19 protein-coding genes and 1 pseudogene are annotated in these 19,525 nt (G+C 59.6%); 5 read left to right on the forward strand and 15 right to left on the reverse strand.

The genetic code is table 11. The features are described 5' to 3' along the window. Both GHO42_RS08160 and GHO42_RS08165 read right to left on the reverse strand, forming a co-directional pair. A pseudogene (locus GHO42_RS08160) lies at window positions 1-274 on the reverse strand (YdcF family protein); the annotation flags it as partial. Between the two features lie 157 nt (window positions 275-431). Next, entirely contained in the window at window positions 432-716 is a 285-nt protein-coding gene (locus tag GHO42_RS08165; protein WP_094999426.1) for a hypothetical protein, read from the reverse strand. A gap of 235 nt (window positions 717-951) precedes the next feature. On the opposite strand from GHO42_RS08165, the gene leuS reads away from it, so the two are divergent. From leuS to GHO42_RS08190, 5 genes are all read left to right on the forward strand, one after another. After that, the gene (gene leuS, locus GHO42_RS08170; protein ID WP_095039136.1) at window positions 952-3,558 is read left to right on the forward strand and encodes a leucine--tRNA ligase; all 2,607 of its coding nucleotides are present in this window, start codon (window positions 952-954) and stop codon (window positions 3,556-3,558) included. Between the two features lie 89 nt (window positions 3,559-3,647). Then, window positions 3,648-4,253: an LPS assembly lipoprotein LptE gene (gene lptE, locus GHO42_RS08175; protein WP_094999428.1), complete on the forward strand. Its 606-nt coding sequence runs from the start codon at window positions 3,648-3,650 to the stop codon at window positions 4,251-4,253. A gap of 42 nt (window positions 4,254-4,295) precedes the next feature. Beyond that, window positions 4,296-5,333, forward strand: coding sequence for a DNA polymerase III subunit delta (gene holA, locus GHO42_RS08180; RefSeq protein WP_094999429.1), 1,038 nt, complete (start codon window positions 4,296-4,298; stop codon window positions 5,331-5,333). Between the two features lie 174 nt (window positions 5,334-5,507). Further along, window positions 5,508-5,657 (forward strand): alternative ribosome rescue factor ArfA, encoded by a 150-nt coding sequence (arfA, locus tag GHO42_RS08185; protein ID WP_003444166.1) that lies wholly within the window; start codon window positions 5,508-5,510, stop codon window positions 5,655-5,657. A 50-nt stretch (window positions 5,658-5,707) separates the two neighbouring features. Next, window positions 5,708-7,018 carry a lytic murein transglycosylase gene (locus tag GHO42_RS08190; RefSeq protein ID WP_094999430.1) on the forward strand — a complete coding sequence of 437 codons (1,311 nt, stop codon included), beginning with the start codon at window positions 5,708-5,710 and terminating at the stop codon, window positions 7,016-7,018. Between the two features lie 38 nt (window positions 7,019-7,056). On the opposite strand, the gene GHO42_RS08195 is transcribed toward GHO42_RS08190, so the two are convergent. The 13 genes from GHO42_RS08195 to GHO42_RS08255 form a co-directional block, all read right to left on the reverse strand. Further along, complete coding sequence (locus GHO42_RS08195) at window positions 7,057-8,007, reverse strand: LD-carboxypeptidase (protein ID WP_153327104.1); 951 nt, start codon at window positions 8,005-8,007, stop codon at window positions 7,057-7,059. Window positions 8,008-8,011: 4 nt separating this feature from the next. Beyond that, window positions 8,012-9,052: a lipoyl synthase gene (lipA, locus tag GHO42_RS08200; protein ID WP_094999432.1), complete on the reverse strand. Its 1,041-nt coding sequence runs from the start codon at window positions 9,050-9,052 to the stop codon at window positions 8,012-8,014. Between the two features lies 1 nt (window position 9,053). Next, on the reverse strand, window positions 9,054-9,707 hold the full coding sequence (gene lipB, locus GHO42_RS08205; RefSeq protein ID WP_094999433.1) for a lipoyl(octanoyl) transferase LipB: 654 nt from the start codon (window positions 9,705-9,707) through the stop codon (window positions 9,054-9,056). Beyond that, window positions 9,707-9,982, reverse strand: coding sequence for a DUF493 domain-containing protein (locus GHO42_RS08210; protein WP_016779266.1), 276 nt, complete (start codon window positions 9,980-9,982; stop codon window positions 9,707-9,709). The genes lipB and GHO42_RS08210 overlap by 1 nt, the downstream gene beginning before the upstream one ends. A 79-nt stretch (window positions 9,983-10,061) precedes the next feature. Further along, window positions 10,062-11,219 (reverse strand): D-alanyl-D-alanine carboxypeptidase family protein, encoded by a 1,158-nt coding sequence (locus GHO42_RS08215; protein WP_094999434.1) that lies wholly within the window; start codon window positions 11,217-11,219, stop codon window positions 10,062-10,064. A gap of 176 nt (window positions 11,220-11,395) precedes the next feature. Further along, window positions 11,396-12,385 carry a septal ring lytic transglycosylase RlpA family protein gene (locus GHO42_RS08220; RefSeq protein ID WP_094999435.1) on the reverse strand — a complete coding sequence of 330 codons (990 nt, stop codon included), beginning with the start codon at window positions 12,383-12,385 and terminating at the stop codon, window positions 11,396-11,398. Beyond that, the gene (mltB, locus tag GHO42_RS08225) at window positions 12,385-13,395 is read right to left on the reverse strand and encodes a lytic murein transglycosylase B (RefSeq protein WP_094999436.1); all 1,011 of its coding nucleotides are present in this window, start codon (window positions 13,393-13,395) and stop codon (window positions 12,385-12,387) included. Before mltB ends, GHO42_RS08220 begins: the two co-directional genes overlap by 1 nt. 17 nt (window positions 13,396-13,412) lie before the next feature. Continuing rightward, the gene (gene rodA / locus GHO42_RS08230; RefSeq protein WP_165484550.1) at window positions 13,413-14,516 is read right to left on the reverse strand and encodes a rod shape-determining protein RodA; all 1,104 of its coding nucleotides are present in this window, start codon (window positions 14,514-14,516) and stop codon (window positions 13,413-13,415) included. 31 nt (window positions 14,517-14,547) lie between these two features. After that, entirely contained in the window at window positions 14,548-16,443 is a 1,896-nt protein-coding gene (mrdA, locus tag GHO42_RS08235; protein ID WP_153327106.1) for a penicillin-binding protein 2, read from the reverse strand. Between the two features lie 12 nt (window positions 16,444-16,455). Then, entirely contained in the window at window positions 16,456-16,923 is a 468-nt protein-coding gene (rlmH, locus tag GHO42_RS08240) for a 23S rRNA (pseudouridine(1915)-N(3))-methyltransferase RlmH (RefSeq protein ID WP_003444191.1), read from the reverse strand. A 9-nt stretch (window positions 16,924-16,932) separates the two neighbouring features. Beyond that, on the reverse strand, window positions 16,933-17,427 hold the full coding sequence (gene rsfS, locus GHO42_RS08245; protein ID WP_016779261.1) for a ribosome silencing factor: 495 nt from the start codon (window positions 17,425-17,427) through the stop codon (window positions 16,933-16,935). A 72-nt stretch (window positions 17,428-17,499) separates the two neighbouring features. Next, entirely contained in the window at window positions 17,500-18,222 is a 723-nt protein-coding gene (nadD, locus tag GHO42_RS08250) for a nicotinate-nucleotide adenylyltransferase (protein WP_232527619.1), read from the reverse strand. Continuing rightward, window positions 18,191-19,462 (reverse strand): glutamate-5-semialdehyde dehydrogenase, encoded by a 1,272-nt coding sequence (locus GHO42_RS08255; RefSeq protein WP_095019051.1) that lies wholly within the window; start codon window positions 19,460-19,462, stop codon window positions 18,191-18,193. The genes nadD and GHO42_RS08255 overlap by 32 nt, the downstream gene beginning before the upstream one ends. Between the last annotated feature and the right edge of the window lie 63 nt (window positions 19,463-19,525).

Here is a 19,525-nt window from a genome sequence, read left to right on the forward strand (position 1 = left end):
GCTCACGCCCCGAGCCCAGCACCACAATGGCATCGGCACGCGCGGCCAGCGTCGACCACTCGCTCTGCGCCAGCGGTGGTTCGCGCTCCAGCACACGGGCGCCCCACTCCACCATTATTGGCAAACTCATCAGCCAGAAGCCGCCCAGCCCCAGGGCAAACAACACACCCGCCACTCGCGGGCGCGAACGCCGTAGCCACCAGGCAAGCGCCAGGAGCAACAGAAAAATGCCAGGGGGTAATAGAAGCTGTTTTAAAAAGTATCGAATAGGCATCGAGCATCTCCAAAGATGCCCGAAGCCTAAGGGGGTTGATTGAGCGCATCAACAACGCAGGTGAGAAACCCAAACACAAACGTGTAATGCATCAACCCGGAGGTACAACTTTCTTGATGCGGCTTTGTTGAAGGCCGGGCTTGAATCGCCGTATGGCCTAAGCTCCCTGCACCCTGTCTTTAAGCCAGATAACCTTGGCCCTGGGGGCATCCTGCATGTTCACGCTGCCTTGCGAGCGTTTAATTGCCTCACGCCCGATCCGGTTCAAATAGAGGTTGATCAACTCCAGCTCGGCATGACTCAAGCCTCGCAATTCCAACTCGACTGGGCGTTCATCACGTAATTGGACAGCCGTCTTTGCTGAATCAAGAGCCACACTCAAACGATCAATCAGCCGCTCATACACTTGCGATGTTGCTACGCTGCGTTGCAACTCTGCCATCCGTCCACCTCATTTAAGGAAATGAATCTCCCCCACAGGAGAGCTTAGCTGCGCTTGTAAAAGCGGCGTGCTGCTGCGACCAACGGAGTGATGAGGCAATCAGGGTTTCCCTCGATAGAGCGGGGTCATGTATGCTACGGGACTTCCTGTAACCCCTGCTCCAACCTGACCGGGCAACACTGTCGCCGGTCTATGTTGAAGAGGATTAGGCCACCCTTTATCAGTACAAGTAGCCATGCACGAACAATATCAGCCCCGTGAAATAGAAGCCGCCGCCCAATCATTCTGGGACAACCAAAAGTCCTTCGAAGTCAGCGAAGATCTAGGCAAAGAGACGTTCTACTGCCTATCGATGTTCCCGTACCCAAGCGGCAAGCTACACATGGGGCACGTGCGCAACTACACCATCGGTGACGTGATCTCCCGTTACCAGCGCATGCTCGGCAAAAACGTCCTGCAACCCATGGGCTGGGACGCCTTTGGCATGCCGGCCGAAAACGCCGCGATGAAAAACAAGGTCGCGCCGGCCAAATGGACGTACGAAAACATCGCCTACATGAAAACCCAGCTGCGCAGCCTGGGTCTGGCCGTTGACTGGTCGCGCGAAATCACGACCTGCAAGCCGGATTACTACCGTTGGGAACAATGGCTGTTCACCCGCCTGTTCGAAAAAGGTGTGATCTACCGTAAAAACGGCACCGTGAACTGGGACCCGGTGGACCAGACCGTTCTGGCCAACGAGCAAGTGATCGACGGCCGTGGCTGGCGTTCGGGCGCGGTAATCGAAAAACGCGAAATCCCGATGTACTACTTCAAGATCACCGCTTACGCGGATGAGCTGCTTGAAAGCCTCGACGACATGCCGGGCTGGCCCGAGCAGGTTAAAACCATGCAGCGCAACTGGATTGGCAAATCCCGCGGCATGGAAGTGCAGTTCCCTTACAACGTCGAGTCCATCGGCGCAGCAGGCGCGCTCAAGGTTTTCACCACCCGCCCTGATACCTTGATGGGCGCGACCTATGTCGCTGTGGCTGCCGAGCACCCGCTCGCCACCCAGGCAGCGCAGGGAAACCCCGAGCTGCAAGCGTTTATCGCTCAGTGCAAAGGCGGCAGCGTGGCAGAAGCCGACATGGCAACCCAGGAAAAAATGGGCCTGCCAACCTCCCTGTTCGTCGAGCACCCGCTGACCGGCGAAAAGCTTCCTGTATGGGTCGCCAACTATGTACTGATGCATTACGGCGACGGCGCGGTGATGGCTGTACCAGCACACGACGAGCGTGATTTCGAATTCGCCACCAAGTACAACCTGCCGATCAAGCCGGTTGTGCGTACCAGTGCTGGCGACGAGTCACCGGCACCGTGGCAGGACGCTTACAACGAGCACGGCCCGCTGATCAACTCCGGCGAATTTGACGGCCTGGATTTCGACGCCGCATTCGCCGCCATCGAAGCCGCCCTGACTGCCAAAGGCCTGGGCCAGGCGCGCACCCAGTTCCGCCTGCGTGACTGGGGCATCAGCCGCCAGCGCTACTGGGGCTGCCCGATCCCGATCGTGCATTGCGATACCTGCGGTGACGTACCAGTACCTGAAGCCCAGCTGCCAGTGGTCTTGCCAGAAGATGTCGTACCCGATGGTGCCGGTTCGCCACTGGCACGCATGCCTGAATTCTACGAGTGCAGCTGCCCTAAATGTGGCGCACCGGCCAAACGCGAAACCGACACGATGGACACCTTCGTCGAGTCGTCGTGGTACTACGCACGTTACGCCTCGCCGCACTATGAAGGCGGTCTGGTCGAGAAATCGGCAGCAGACCACTGGCTACCGGTGGACCAGTACATCGGCGGTATCGAACACGCCATTTTGCACCTGCTGTACGCGCGCTTCTTCCACAAGCTGATGCGTGACGAAGGCCTGGTCAGCTCCAACGAGCCGTTCAAGAACCTGTTGACCCAGGGCATGGTGATCGCCGAGACCTACTTCCGTACGCTGGACAACGGCGGCAAGGATTACTTCAACCCGGACGACGTGGAAATCGAACGTGATGCCAAGGCCAAGATCATCGGCGCCACGCTGAAGAGTGACGGCCTGCCGGTGGAAATCGGCGGCACGCAGAAAATGTCCAAGTCGCTCAACAACGGTGTTGACCCGCAATACATGATCGAACAGTACGGCGCAGACACCTGCCGCCTGTTCATGATGTTTGCTTCGCCGCCTGACGCAAGCCTGGAATGGTCCGACTCGGGTGTTGAAGGCTCCCACCGCTTCCTCAAGCGTGTATGGCGCCTGGCCCATGCCCATGTAGGCCAAGGCCTGCCGGGCGCGCTGGATATCGCCAGCCTGAACGATGAGCAAAAAGTCATTCGCCGTGCCATCCACCAGGCTATCAAGCAAGCCAGCCAGGACGTCGGCCAGCACCACAAGTTCAACACCGCCGTCGCCCAGGTGATGACCGTGATGAACGTGCTCGAAAAAGCACCGCAAGCGACTGAACAAGACCGCGCCCTGCTGCAGGAAGGTCTCGAGACTGTAGCTCTGGTACTGGCGCCGATCACACCGCACATCAGCCATGAGCTGTGGAACCGGTTGGGGCATGCAGGTGCAATCATCGACGCTGCATGGCCAACCCTGGATGAAACCGCGCTGGTTCAAGACACCCTGCAACTGGTTATCCAGGTCAACGGCAAGCTGCGCGGGCATATTGAAATGCCAGCTGCTGCCAGCCGTGAAGAGGTTGAAGCTGCTGCCCGCACCAACGAAAACGTACTGCGCTTTACAGAAGGCCTGACGATTCGCAAAGTGATCGTGGTACCAGGCAAATTGGTCAATATCGTCGCCAGCTAACTGGAACAGGCGCCCGCGTCATGCGCGGGCGCCCAACAAGACCTTCAGGGCCGCGTGGTCGGCCCATCTGGTTTCAAGGGGAGCAACACATGATCAAACGCAACTTGCTGGTGATGGGTCTCGCAGTTCTGTTGAGCGCCTGCGGCTTTCAACTGCGCGGTACCGGCACCAACCAGCTGACGATCACCGAACTCGATGTCAGCGCGCGCAATGCCTATGGCGACACTGTGCGCCAGCTGCGTCAGGTGCTGGAAAACAGCGGCGTGAAAATCACTGCCAACGCACCATACAAACTGGTTCTGACCGACGAGAAGGAAACCCAGCGTTCTGCCAGCTACACCGGCAATTCGGGTACCGCCGAGTATCAGTTGAACAACGTAGTGAAATACGAAATTCAGGGGCCGAGCCATCTGACGCTGCTGAGCGACAAGGTTGAAGCCTACAAAGTCTACCTGCAGGATGGCAGTAACGTGGCAGGCAGCACCCAGGAAGGCGACATGATCCGTAAGGAAATGCGCCGCGACCTGATCCAGCAACTGGTTCTGCGCCTGGAGCAATTGACCCCGGCCCAGCTGGAAGTACTGCAACAGCAAGCCGAAGCGAAGGCCAAGGCTGAAGCCGATGCCATCGAAGCTGCACGCAAGGCTCAAGAGGAAACTCCTCAACAGTCGCCTCTCGAACTGCAAAACCAGTAAGGCATACGGGGCGCTCAAGCGCCCCGCTATCGTTATGGTCCTATGAAACTCGCTCCCGCCCAACTCGCCAAGCATCTGCAAGGCCCCCTTTCGCCCGTCTACATCATCAGCGGCGATGACCCGTTGTTGTGTCAGGAAACCGCCGACGCCATCCGCAGTACCGCCCGCAAGCAGGGTTTCGATGAGCGCCAGGTGTTCAGCGCCGACGCCAGCTTTGACTGGGGCACGCTGCTGCAAGCTGGTGCCAGCATGTCGCTGTTTGCCGAAAAGCGCCTGCTGGAACTGCGCCTGCCTTCGGGCAAGCCTGGCGACAAGGGTGCTGCGGCGTTGATCGAATACTGCTCGCGCCCTGCCGAAGACACCCTGCTGCTGATCAGCCTGCCCAAACTCGACGGCAGTGCGCAAAAGACCAAGTGGGGCAAGGCGCTGATTGAAGGGGCGCAAACCCAGTTCGTGCAGATCTGGCCGGTGGACGCCAACCAGTTGCCGCAATGGATTCGCCAGCGCTTGTCGCAGGCCGGGCTGTCGGCCACCCATGATGCGGTGGAACTGATAGCAGCCCGGGTCGAAGGCAATCTTCTGGCTGCTGCGCAGGAAATCGAAAAGCTCAAGTTAATGGCTGAAGACGGGCAAATCACTGTCGAAACCGTGCAAGCCGCAGTGGCTGACAGCGCGCGGTTTGATGTGTTTGGCCTGGTGGATGCGGTACTTAACGGCGAAGCTGCCCATGCCCTGCGTATGCTCGAAGGCTTGCGCGGTGAAGGCGTAGAGCCTCCTGTGATCTTGTGGGCCCTGGCGCGTGAGCTGCGCGTACTGGCCAATATTGCCCTGCAGTACAGCCAGGGCACGCCATTGGACAAGGCGTTCAGCCAGGCGCGACCACCGGTGTGGGACAAGCGCAAACCGTTGATGAGCAAAGCCTTGCAGCGTTATTCGGCGCAGCGCTGGGCACAATTGTTGTTGGACGCGCAGCGTATCGATGCCCAGATCAAGGGCCAGGCAGCAGGGTCTGCCTGGAGCAGCCTGAGTCGTCTGGTGCTGCTGATGTGCGGGCAACGCCTGAATCTGCCAGCTGAATAAACACTGCTTTCTGTGGGAGCGGGCTTGCTCGCGATGCGGGCGTCGCGGCCTGACAGGCTGATAGCGTTGATGCTAACGCGAGCAAGCCCGCTCCCACCGATCACTATCCTGTAGACAATACGAAAAAACCGGCCGATGATTTGCGCTTGTTCAACTCAAGCGAGAGCACATGCCATGAGCAAGCGCCCCAACAAGGCCAAATCCATTGTTGCCCAACCCCTGTTCCGCAGCCGCCAGGAACGCCCCGCCAAAGGCAAAGGCAGCTACCGCCGCGAAGCCTTCCAGTCGAGAGACCGGGAGGCTTTTTACTTTCTGGCTGCCTGACGGCGGGGATGATAAGGTCTGCTTCTGTTTTGCATTACCTGGACCTGCGCATGCTCTCACGTCATACACGCCGTTGGCCGATGCGCCAACTGATCGCTGCTTCCAGCGTCATCCTTTTAGTCGCCTGCGCAGAGAAACCGACCGCAGCCGATGCTCAAACCTTGCCTGTGGTACCTCCGGCACCTGCGGTCATCAGCAGCGCGCCAGTGCCAGGCACCGACACCCCTCTTGTTCAGCCCACTCAAAGCTTCAGCGAGTGGCAAGCCGATTTCCGCGCCCAAGCGCTTAAAGCCGGAATCAACCCGCTGGTATTCGATAACGCCTTTGCCGGGATTACGCCAGACATGAGCGTGATCAAGGCCGACCGCAGCCAGCCCGAATTCAGCCGCCCGGTCTGGGAGTACCTGGACGGTGCCCTGTCGCCTTTGCGTGTACGTAATGGCCAGCGTTTGCTGGAGCAGAATGCCGAACTGCTGGGCCGCATCGAGCAGCGTTATGGCGTTGATCGCCAGGCGCTGGTTTCGGTCTGGGGCATGGAAAGCAATTTTGGCTCGTTCCAGGGCAACAAGTCAGTCATTCGCTCCCTCGCGACCCTGGCCTATGAAGGGCGTCGCCCGGAGTTTGCTCAAAGCCAATTGATCGCTGCACTGAAGATTATTCAGGAAGGCGATATAAGCCCCGAAAAAATGCTCGGCTCGTGGGCGGGCGCAATGGGCCAGACCCAGTTTATCCCCACCACCTATGAAACCCACGCCGTGGATTTCGATGGTGATGGCCGTCGTGATATATGGAACAGCTCGGCAGATGCCCTGGCCTCGACTGCCCACTACCTGCAAAGCTCGGGCTGGAAGCAAGGCCAGCCGTGGGGCTTTGAAGTGACGCTGCCTGCCGGGTTCGACTACGCCCTGGCTGATGGCGCAATCAAAAAGAGCGTTGCCGAATGGCAAAAACTGGGAGTCAAGGTACCTGCCAGCGCCGCAGGCTCAGAGCAGTTAAGCGCTGCCCTGCTGCTCCCTGCAGGCTATCGTGGCCCGGCGTTTCTGGTACTGGATAACTTCCGCGCCATCCTGCGTTACAACAACTCATCATCCTATGCACTGGCCGTGGGCTTGTTGTCGCAACGTTTCAACGGTGGCGGGACCATTTTGGCCGACTGGCCAAAAGACGACCGACCGCTGAGCCGCTCCGAGCGCGTCGAACTGCAAATGCTGCTGAGCCAGCGCAATTATGATGCGGGTAATGCAGACGGCATTATCGGCGCCAATACCCGCAAGGCTATTCGCAGCGCGCAGCAGGCCATGGGTTGGCCAGCAGACGGCTATCCGAGCCACAAGCTGCTGGAGAGTTTGCGTAGCCGGTAAGGTTGCTACCCTCTCCCTATGGGAGAGGGGCTTCAGGTTCAGGCGCTTACAACTACATCCTGCTCAAGCACCAGCAACTGCTGATCAGCATCCAGCCTGACCTGCGCACCCATCGGCAAGGTCAGGTTCGGATCGCAATGCCCGCTGCGCCAACCGGCCAGCACCGGAATACCCAGACCGCCCAGCTCCTGGGTGAGCAACCGCTCCAGCGCCGCGAAATCAACCCCGGCCACATCCCCCACCAGCACTCCGCGCAACCTGTCGAGCTTGCCCGCCAGGCGCAAATGCGTCAGCAGACGGTCGACCCGGTACAACGGTTCGTTGACGTCTTCGATAAACAGGATGATGTCTTCGCTGTCCATTTCAAACGCCGTGCCCATCACCGCGCAGATCATCGACAGATTGCCGCCCAGCAAACGGCCACTGGCGCAGCCCGGGGCAATGGTCGTCAACGGCCAGGCCGCGGGATGCTCCAGCACGGACGGCTGTTGCCCGCCGAGCATACGCAGCAATGAAGTTTCGGTAGGCGGTTGTTTGTTGCCCAGCAGATCAGCGTTCACCATTGGCCCGTGAAACGTCACAAAGCCCGCGTAACGAGTGATCGCCAGATGCAACGCGGTGATATCGCTGTAGCCGACAAACGGCTTGGGATGACGACGCAACAGCTCAAAGTCGATGCCATCGAGCAAACGCGGGCTGCCATAACCGCCACGCAGGCAGAAAATGGCATCGACGCTGTCATCGGCAAAAGCATCATGCAGGTCGCGTAAGCGCTCTGCATCAGAGCCGGCAAGATAACCATCCCTTTGCCACACCCCCGGATATACCCGCAGCTGATAGCCACGGGCATGCATCCATTGGGTCGCGAGGTTCAGATCAAGTTCGGCAGGCCCTGCCGGAGCGATCAGGCCGATCACCCCGCCAGCGGGCAACGCGGGCACCGCGCTGTGAGCCTTGAAAGACACTGGCGCGGTGAGCCGGTTGTTCATGGGATCAGGCACTCACCAGCATGGACTTGACCAGCTTGGCCTGTTCATCAGCGTGGTACGAAGAACGTACCAGCGGACCGGATGCCACGTTTTTAAAGCCCATCTTGTAGCCTTCCTCGGCAAACCACGCGAAGGTGTCCGGGTGCACGAAACGCTGGACCGGCAAGTGGTTGCGCGACGGTTGCAGGTACTGACCCAGGGTCAGCATGTCGATGTCATGTTCGCGCATGCGCTTCATCACTTCGATCACTTCCTCGTCTGTCTCGCCCAGCCCCAGCATCAGGCCCGACTTGGTCGGAATGTGCGGCATCATCTGCTTGAAACGTTGCAGCAGGGTCAGCGACCACTGGTAATCGGAGCCCGGACGCGCAGCCTTGTACAGGCGCGGCACAGTTTCGAGGTTGTGGTTGAACACGTCTGGCGGCTCGGCTGCGGTGATTTCAAGCGCAACATCCATGCGCCCACGGTAGTCCGGAACAAGTGTTTCGAGCAGCACGCCCGGCGACAGTTTGCGGATTTCGCGAATGCAGTCGGCAAAGTGCTGGGCACCACCGTCACGCAGGTCATCGCGGTCTACCGAGGTGATCACCACGTACTTCAGGCGCAGATCAGCGATGGCAATCGCCAGGCTTTCCGGCTCATTGGTGTCCAGTGGCTTCGGTCGGCCGTGGCCCACGTCACAGAACGGGCAACGACGGGTGCAGATGTCACCCATGATCATGAAGGTCGCGGTACCGCCCGAGAAGCATTCGCCCAGGTTCGGGCAGGAGGCTTCTTCGCACACGCTGTGCAGCTTGTGCTTACGCAGCAGGGACTTGATACGGTCGACTTCCGGAGAAACCGGAATGCGTACGCGAATCCAGTCAGGCTTCTTCGGCAGTTCGGTGGTCGGAATGATCTTTACCGGGATACGCGCAACCTTCTCGGCACCGCGCAACTTGACGCCGGTCTCAACCTTGGAACGGGCCTCGCTGGCGCGGGCCGCACGTTCTGAGATATCCAGCGTTGGGATCAGGGTTTGAACAGCGTCTTGCGCAGTAGTCATATCAATCGATTCCGCCCGTCAGGGTCGTCTGCTCAGCATAGTCGAGGTGTTTGACGAGCTGCGAGCGCAGCCGGGCACCAACCTCGGCAAATTCAATCGGCCCTGCATGGTCACGCAGCTGGGTCATCGCCAGCCCCGCATAGCCACAGGGGTTAATCCGTCGAAACGGTTCCAGGTCCATGTCCACATTCAGGGCCAGACCGTGGAAGGAGCAGCCATTGCGGATCCGCAGGCCCAAAGAGGCGATTTTCGCGCCATCAACATACACGCCCGGCGCATCGGCCTTGGCTGCAGCGCTCACGCCATAGCTGGCGAGCAAGTCGATCAGGCACTGTTCCATCCGCGTGACCAGCTCACGTACGCCATAGCCCAGCCGGCGCACATCGAGCATCAGGTAGGCAACCAATTGGCCGGGGCCGTGGTAGGTCACCTGGCCACCGCGATCCGACTTCACCACCGGGATATCTCCCGGTAGCAGCAGATGCTCGGCCTTGCCTGCCTGGCCTTGGGTAAACACCGGCGGGTGCTGCACCAGCCAGACTTCGTCTTGCGTGTCCGGCACCAGCTTGCGCTCATCGGTGAAACGCTGCATCGCCAGCCAGGTGCGCTCGTAATCAAGCTGGCCCAGCTCACGAATACCCAAGACCTGCGACATCACAACACCATATGTACGAAGCCGGTGGCTCGCAATTCGCTGTTGATGTTGTAGAGCTGATCCTGATCAGTGGCCACGATATGCAGCTGGATCGTCGTGTACTTGCCGTTGGTGCTCTGGCGCTCATCGACACGATCATCGTTGACCGTCGCGTGTTTCTTGACGATATCGATGATTTTGTCCTTATTGCCCACACCCGTGTCGCTGATCACCTTAACCGGGTAATCCACGTTGGGGAATTCGATCTTTGGCGCCTTTACTTCGGTATCGCTCATGGCGTATTGGCCTCGTAAGCCCGGAACAACAAAGGTGCCCCCGCGCAGGGTAGGCGCGGGGTCACACAGGTGGGTGCAATCAGTTGAACAGCCCGTAGAAGAATAGACGGATGCTATCCCACACGCGTCGGAAAATACCACCTTCCTCGACGGGCTCAAGGGCGATCAGGTCAGCACTGTGCACAACCTTGTCGTCAAGTTTGACCTCAACCTTGCCGATCACATCGCCTTTGGCGATAGGGGCCATCAGTTGCGGGTTCATGGTCATGCTTGCAGCCAGCTTTTTCAGTTGGCCTTTTGGCAGGGTCATGGTCAGGTCATCCGCCAGGCCAGCCTTGACCTGGTTGGTGGTGCCTTTCCAAACCGGAGCCTGAGCCAGCTCGGTGCCCTTCTGGTAGAAGGTCTGGGTTTCGAAGAAACGGAAACCGTAGGTCAGCAGCTTCTGGGTCTCTGCAGCACGGGCCGCTTCACTGTTGGTGCCGAACACCACGGCGATCAGGCGCATGCCATCACGTACGGCCGAAGACACCATGCAATAGCCGGCTTCGTCGGTGTGACCGGTTTTCAGACCATCAACGGTTTTGTCGCGCCACAACAACAGGTTGCGGTTAGGCTGCTTGATACCGTTCCAGAAGAACTCTTTCTGCGAGTAGATCGCGTAGTGAGTCGGGTCTTCGTGGATGATGGCGCGAGCCAGCAACGACATGTCGTGAGCCGACGAGTAGTGATCCGGGTTCGGCAGGCCGGTCGGGTTCATGAAGTGGCTGTTGGACATGCCCAGCTCACCGGCGGTCTTGTTCATCATGTCGGCAAAAGCGTCTTCGCTGCCGGCAATGTGCTCGGACAGGGCGACGCTGGCGTCGTTACCCGACTGGATGATGATGCCATGCAGCAGGTCGCTGACCGAGACCTGGGTGCCGACCTTGATGAACATCCGCGAACCACCGGTGCGCCATGCGTTTTCGCTGACAGTTACCGGGTCGTTTTCGCCGATCTGGCCACGACGGATTTCCAGAGTCGCGATGTAAGCGGTCATCAGCTTGGTCAGGCTGGCTGGCGGCAGACGCTGGTCGCCGTTGTTCTCGACCAGCACGTTACCGCTGCTGGCATCCATCAGAACATAGGACTTGGCTGCAAGTTGTGGTGGCGACGGCATCATCTCGACTGCCCAGGCGGCAGGAGTGACGATCAGCGGTACTAGCAGGCACAGGCGTTTGGCAAAGGTGGTGATGTTCATCCGTCTCTCGAAGTTGTTAATGGAAACTTACCCTCGCGGGCAAAACTGTACAGGCAGTCGTTTGACTGACTGCCGCGTATTCAGTTGCAGTCCCGGCCCCTGGAAGGGCTTTTATTCTTGACCTCTGCAACTGCGTTTGGGCCCCGACTGCTCAGGGCCCAACGCTTTGTTCGGTGTTACTGATCCGACGTCACAACGCTCGGCTGGCCCAGATTGGCCAGGCGCACGCTGTTTTGTGTTTGTGCCACCTCACCCGCCGAGGCTATTGGCCCCATGCGTACACGGTGCAAGGTTTGCTGATTGCGCACAATCGAACTGATAAACACGGGGGTACTGACCATGCCACTGAGTTTGGAACGAAGCAACTCGGCAGCGTCCGGATTGGCAAAGGCACCGACCTGAAGGTAGGTACCCTGGCCCTTGGCCATTGGACTGACCGGAACCACATCGGCAGCATGCTGCTGTGCGGGCGGCGTCCATTGTTCAACCTTGCCGGTGGACACGGTCGGGGCGGTGTTCTGGGCCACTTTCGGTTCGTTGAGCATCAGCGGCGCAGGGCGACCGCGCTGAGCCCACCAGGCCTGAGGGTCAATACCTTCAACCTTGACCCGGGCCGTACCGGTTTCGGCATAGCCGAGCTTTTTGGCAGCAGCGTAGGACAAGTCGATAATACGATCCGAATAAAACGGGCCACGGTCGTTGACGCGCAGGATCACGGCCTTGCCGTTATCCAGGTTGGTCACCTTGACGTAGCTGGGCAGCGGCAAAGTCTTGTGCGCCGCGCTCATGCCGTACAGGTCATAGACCTCGCCATTGGCGGTGTTCTGGCCGTGAAACTTGGTGCCGTACCAGGACGCGGTGCCCGAGGCCACATAGGTCTTGGACTCTTGCATCGGGAAATAGGTCTTGCCCAGCACCGAGTACGGCGCCGCCTTGTAAGGCCCGGTGTGCAGGGTCGGCGTGGCGTCGGGGATGCGCGAAACGTCAACATCCCACCACGGCGCACCGTCCTTGTGGGCACGGTTGATATCCAGGCCCGGCTTGGAACTGACCGCGGTCGATGTTTGCGGGGGCGTCGAGCGACTGCTCGAGCAGCTCACCAGCAGCAACGCAACAGCGGCGCAGGCGGCGAGTTTCAAAGGTGTACGGGTCGCTAGAAACGGCATTACTTGTTGCCCCGTGCTTGAACCAGCAGATCGGACAGTTGATGCACTGCCATGGCGTACATCACGCTTCGGTTATAGCGTGTGATCGCATAAAAGTTTTTCAGGCCCATCCAGTATTCAGGGCCGTCGGCGCCTTCCAGACGAAACGCCGTGACCGGCATATCGTCGCGCAACGCATCATGACTCGACCAGCCCAGCGCTCGCAACTCCCCGACGGTCTTGACCGGTTCGATCCCCTGGGTCAGGCCTTCATCGGCGCGATCACCGGTCACATCGGCGCGAATCACCACCGGCTCACCGGCTACCCAGCCATGACGTTTGAAGTAGCTGGCAACGCTACCGATGGCATCGTCCGGGTTGCTCCAGATATTGATATGGCCATCACCGTCGAAATCCACGGCATAGGCGCGAAAGCTGCTCGGCATAAACTGCGGCAAGCCCATGGCTCCGGCATAGGAACCCTTCAGGGTCAGCGGGTCAACCTGTTCTTCGCGGCTCAGCAACAGGAACTCTCGCAGTTCCTTGCGGAAAAACTCGGCGCGGGGCGGGTAATCGAAACCCAGGGTCGACAAGGCATCGATCACGCGGTAGTTACCGGTGTTGCGACCATAAAAGGTTTCGACGCCGATAATCGACACAATCACCTGGGCCGGAACGCCATACTCCTGCTCGGCACGGGCCAGAACGGCTTCGTGCTCGCGCCAGAAATCGACACCGCGGGCGACGCGGGCGTCGGTCAAGAACATCGGACCGTATTCTTTCCACTGCTTGACCCGTTCGGCCGGGCGCGAAATGGCGTCGAGGATGCTCTGCTTGCGCTCGGCTTCGCGGAACACGCCCATCAGCTGCTCGCCGGCAAATCCGTAATCACGGGTCATTTCGCCTACGAACTCAGCCACCTGGGGCGAGCCTTCGTAGTCACCGGCCAGCGCACCCTGTGCGGTCCCGAACAGACCCAGCAGGCCTACCCACGACGCGTATCGAGCAGCCCAGCCACGCATTGCTTGCATTGAATAATTCACCTTAATCAAACTTGTGCGATCCACTTGCGATGTGTGTGGATCGACATCAAAACCCCGAACGCTGATAACAGCGTCACGAGCGAAGTGCCGCCGTAACTGATAAAGGGCAATGGCACGCCCACCACCGGCAGCAGGCCACTGACCATACCGATGTTGACGAAAACATAAACAAAAAACGTCATGGTCAGACTGCCTGCCAGCAATTTGCCGAACAGGGTCTGGGCCTGGGCAGTGATCACCAGGCCACGACCAATCAACAACAGATAAATAAGCAGCAGCGCGCAAATGCCGACCAGACCGAACTCTTCGCCCATCACCGCGATGATGAAGTCGGTATGGCTCTCGGGCAGGAAGTCCAGGTGCGACTGGGTACCCAGTAGCCAGCCCTTGCCGAACACCCCGCCCGAACCAATCGCGGCCTTGGACTGGATAATGTTCCAGCCAGTGCCCAGCGGGTCGCTTTCAGGGTCGAGGAAGGTCAGCACGCGCTGCTTCTGATAGTCGTGCATCACGAAGATCCACATGGCCACCGCCACTGGAACCGTCGCTGCCAGTACGCTGAGGATCCAGCGCCAGCGCAGACCGCCCATGAACAATACAAATGCACCGCCTGCCAGTACCAGCAGCGCCGTACCCAGGTCGGGCTGGCGCACAATCAGGGCAAAAGGCACCCCGATAAGCATCAGGCTGACCGCCACATGCTTGAGTTGCGGCGGCAAGGTTCGCTTGGACAGGTACCAGGCGATGGTCGCGGGCATCAGGATTTTCATGAACTCGGAGGGCTGAAAGCGAATCACCCCGGGGATATTGATCCAGCGAGTGGCGCCCATGGCGTTGTGGCCCATGACATCCACCACCACCAGCAACATCACCCCGATCAGATAGCCGATCGGTACCCAGCGCGCCATGAATCGCGGTTCCAGCTGGGCGATGATAAACATCGATACCAGCCCGATACCGAACGAAGTCGCCTGTTTGCTCAGCAAGTCCCAGCTTTTGCCGCTGGCCGAATACAGTACAAACAGGCTGCCAGCCGCCAGGGTCAGCAGCAGAATCAGCAGCGGGCCATCGATATGCAAACGCTGAAGCAGCGTGGCACGGCGACGCATCACGTCCTCACTGGAGAGGATGCGGTCAAAATTACTCATCATTGGCCGCAACCTCTGCCTTTACGGGGCCGCCGTACTCGGGTTTGAGTTTGCCGTCTTCACCCAGCAACCAGGCATCCATGACCTTGCGCACCACGGGCGAGGCGACACGACTGCCGGCTTCGCCGTTTTCAATCATCACCGAGACGGTGATCTGCGGTTTGTTGGCCGGCGCGAAGCCGACGAACAAGGCGTGGTCGCGGTGACGCTCCTGCACCTTGGAACGGTCGTATTTTTCGCCCTGCTTGATCGCCACCACCTGGGCCGTACCGCTCTTGCCGGCAATCAGGTATTGCGCGCCAACGCCCGCCACCCGCGCCGTGCCGCGAGCGCCATGCACCACTTGCTGCATGCCGTGGTTGACCTTGGCCCAGTTGGACGGGTCACGCAGGACAATATCCGGCACCGGGTCCGGGTCCACCGGCGGTACGCCCTCGATGGTCTTGGCCAGGTGCGGACGGATCCACTTGCCTTTGCTGGCGATCAACGCGGTGGCCTGGGCCAGTTGCAAGGGGGTGGACTGCATATAGCCCTGGCCAATCCCCAGAATCAGCGTCTCGCCCGGGAACCAGGCCTGGCGTCGGGTGGCACGTTTCCACTCGCGGGACGGCATCAGCCCGGCGGACTCTTCGAACATGTCCAGCGAGACCTTGCGGCCGATACCGAACTGGTTCATGTAGCTCGACAGACGGTCAATCCCCAGCTTGTGGGCCAGGTCATAAAAATAGGTGTCGTTGGAGCGCATGATTGCGGTATCCAGATCGACGTAGCCATCACCGCTACGGTTCCAGTTACGGTATTTGTGATCGTAATTGGGCAGCTGGTAATAGCCGGGGTCATACACCCGCGAGGAGCCGGTGATCACGCCGCTGTCCAGGCCGGCAATCGCCACTGCAGGCTTGATCGTCGAGCCCGGCGGATACAGGCCGCGCAGGATGCGGTTGAACAATGGTCGGTCAATCGAATCACGCAGCTCGGCATACGCCTTGAAGCTGATGCCGGTCACGAACAGATTGGGGTCAAAACTCGGCTGGCTGACCATGGCCAGCACTTCCCCCGTCATCGGGTTGAGTGCCACCACTGCGCCACGACGCCCTGCCAGCGCCTCTTCAGCTGCTTCCTGCAGTTTGATATCGAGGCTGAGCACGATGTCCTTGCCAGGGATCGGGTCGGTGCGCTTGAGTACTCGCAACACGCGGCCACGGGCATTGGTTTCGACTTCTTCGTAACCCACCTGGCCATGCAGCTCGGCTTCGTAGAAACGCTCGATGCCGGTTTTGCCGATATGGTGGGTGCCGCTGTAATTGACCGGATCGAGGGTTTTAAGCTCTTTTTCGTTGATCCGCCCCATGTAACCCACCGAGTGCGCAAAATGCGCGCCTTGAGGGTAATGCCGCACCAGTTGCGCAACCACTTCAACCCCGGGCAGGCGGAACTGGTTTACGGCAATCCGGGCGATCTGTTCTTCGTTGAGCTCAAACAGAATGGGCACCGGCTCAAACGGCCGCCGCCCCTGCTTCATGCGCTTTTCGAACAGGGCGCGATCCTCGGGCGCAAGCTGCAACACTTCAACAATAACGTCGAGCACTTGCTGCCAGTCACCAGAGCGTTCGCGGGTCATGCTCAGGCTGAAGCTGGGGCGGTTGTCTGCGATCACCACGCCATTACGGTCAAAAATCAGACCGCGGGTAGGCGGGATCGGCTGCACATGCACCCGGTTGTTCTCTGACAAGGTGGAGTGGTAGTCGTACTGCACCACCTGCAGGTAATAAAGCCGCGCGAGCAGCACACAAATCAGCGTCACGACCACAATCGCACCGACCACGACTCGTCCGCGCACAAGGCGTGCGTCTTTCTCGTGGTCTTTAAGGCGGATCGGCTGAGTCATTCAGAGCGCTGACTATTTGTGATACGGGTGCCCGGACAGCACTGTCCAGGCGCGATACAACTGCTCACCGATCAGAATCCTCACCAACGGGTGCGGCAGCGTCAATGGCGACAGCGACCAGCGCTGGTCAGCGCGGGCACAGACTTCCGGCGCCAGCCCTTCCGGGCCACCGACCATAAAGTTCACCGTGCGCGAATCCAGGCGCCAGCGGTCAAGCTCAACCGCCAGCTGCTCGGTACTCCACGGTTTGCCGTGCACTTCGAGGGTTACGATGCGCTCGCCCGGGCCTACCTTGGCCAGCATGGCTTCGCCTTCCTGGCGGATGAAGCGGGCCACGTCAGCATTCTTGCCACGGGTGTTGAGCGGTATTTCCACCAGTTCAAGTGCCAGCTCGGATGGCAGACGCTTGGCATATTCATGCCAGCCTTCTTCCACCCACTTGGGCATACGCGAACCGACAGCGATCAAACGCAGGCGCACAGCGAACCCTTACTCTTGGTCTTTGTTGAGCTTCAGGAAGTGCTCATGGGTGTTTTCCGGGCTGTGGTGAGCAGCGCTGCCTGCACGGCTTTGTTCAGCACCGGCCCACAGACGCTCCAGGTCGTAGAACTGACGGGCACTGGCGGTCATCATGTGAACGATCACGTCGTCCATGTCCAGCAGAACCCAGTCGCTGTCGCCCTTGCCTTCTTCGCCCAGCGGCTTGACGCCCAGAGCCTTCACCGCTTCGCGGATCTTGTCGAGCATCGCACCGATCTGACGGTTCGAAGTACCGGTAGCGATGATCATGAAGTCAGTGATGCTGTGCTTGTCACGCACGTCGATGACCTGGATATCCTGGGCCTTGACGTCTTCCAGGGCGGCAACAGCAACCTTGACCAGCTCTTCACCCTTGAGAGGCTCGGCGCTGAAGGTTTTTTCCGGCAATGGCGCGCTTTTGAAGGTGCCTTTGCGCTTTACTTTGCTTACATCTTTGTCAGTCATATAAAACTCGTTTTGCTCGTATGTTCGGGTGTTTCAATACACGACAATTGGCGCCTTGAAACACACCCTTTTTCAGTTCGACGCACGGTAAAGCCCGTGCGCATCGATGTAGGCCAGGACCGCGTCGGGCACCAGGTAACGTACCGACTTACCGCTGGCCAGCAGTTGGCGGATCTGGGTGGCGGATACCGCGAGCGGCGTCTGCCAAACGAATGCAATCTGTCCGCTTGCCCCCTTCAGGGCCAGCGGGTCGCTTACCGAGCGCGCTGCCAGCAGGTTGCGCAAGGCATCCGGCGGTTCGCTGTCGGCATCCGGGCGCTGTAGCACCAGGATATGGCAATGCTGGAGCAACTCTTCCCAGCGATGCCATGTGGGCAGGCCGCAAAACGCGTCCCAACCCAACAGTAAAAACAACTGGTCATACGCGGCCATCTCGGCCCGCATCAATTCCAGTGTATCGATCGTGTAGGACGGTTTGTCCCTTTGCAGCTCCCGGGCGTCCACTACCAGCGTAGCCACTCCTGCGACAGCGCACTCGACCATCGCCAAACGGTCGTGGGCTGACACCTGGGGGGTGTCACGGTGCGGCGGCCTGGCATTGGGGGTAAGACGCAGCTCGTCGAGCCCCATCATCTCCGCCACTTCCAGCCCGCCACGCAGATGACCGATATGCACCGGATCGAAGGTTCCGCCCAGTACGCCTATGCGTTGGGGTAACACGTCGATCACAGGTGCCGGCGCTGACGCTTTCAGCTTGACCAAGTCAGACTGGCTCCTGACCGCGCAACTGGCCATCGCCGACCACAATGTACTTCTCGCAGGTCAGACCTTCGAGACCCACCGGGCCGCGGGCGTGCAGCTTATCAGTAGAAATGCCAATCTCCGCACCCAATCCGTATTCAAATCCATCGGCAAAGCAGGTTGGTGTGTTGAGCATCACGGAACTGGAGTCCACTTCGGCCATAAAACGCCGGGCATCGCCCTGGTGTTCGGTGACGATTGAGTCGGTGTGATGGGAGCCATAGTGATTGATATGCTCAATCGCCTGGTCCAGACCCTCCACGATACGAATCGACAGGATGGCGTCCAGGTACTCGGTGTTCCAGTCGTCTTCAGTGGCGGCAACCACGTCGATCAACTCCCGGGTACGCTCGCAACCGCGCAGTTCGACGCCCTTGGCGCGAAATTGTTCAGCCATTGCCGGCAAAAATTCTGCCGCGACGGCCTGATCCACCAGCAGGGTTTCCATCGCGCCGCAAATGCCATAACGGTAGGTCTTGGCGTTGAACGCAATGCGTTGCGCCTTGGCAAGATCGGCATGGGCACTGACGTATACATGGCAGATGCCGTCCAGGTGTTTGATCACCGGCACCTTGGCATCACGGCTGACCCGTTCGATCAGCCCCTTGCCGCCGCGAGGCACGATGACATCAACGTACTCGGGCATGGTGATCAGCGCGCCGACAGCGGCACGATCGGTCACTTCAACCACTTGCACCACGGCGGGCGGCAAACCGGCTTCGGCCAGGCCGCGCTGGATGCACACTGCAATGGCACGGTTGGAGTGAATCGCCTCGGAGCCACCGCGCAGGATGGTTGCGTTGCCCGACTTCAAGCACAGGCTGGCAGCATCAATGGTCACGTTAGGACGCGACTCGTAGATGATTCCGACTACACCCAGCGGTACACGCATCTTGCCGACCTGAATACCCGAAGGGCGGTAGCTCATGTCGCGAATCGCGCCGATGGGGTCTGGCAGGCTTGCCACCTGACGCAAACCGACAATCATGCTGTCGATGCGTGCAGGGGTCAGCGCCAGGCGCTCCAGCATGGCCGGCTCAAGGCCGTTGGCCCGGCCGGCGGCCAGGTCCAGTTCGTTGGCAGCAACCAGCTCCAGACGTGCGGCATCCAATGCAGCAGCAGCGCCGTGCAGGGCACGGTTTTTCTGCGCCGTACTGGCACGGCCGATCACGCGGGAGGCTTCGCGAGCAGCGCGACCCAGGCGGGTCATGTAGTCAAGAACGGACTCAGTCATGGTCTCAAGGGTCTTGGCAGGGAGGAAAGCGGCCGATTATAGCGGTCCCGCCGCCTCACGCAC

Source organism: Pseudomonas sp. FSL R10-0056, from assembly GCF_009600105.1.
Classification (GTDB): Bacteria; Pseudomonadota; Gammaproteobacteria; order Pseudomonadales; family Pseudomonadaceae; genus Aquipseudomonas; species Aquipseudomonas bubulae.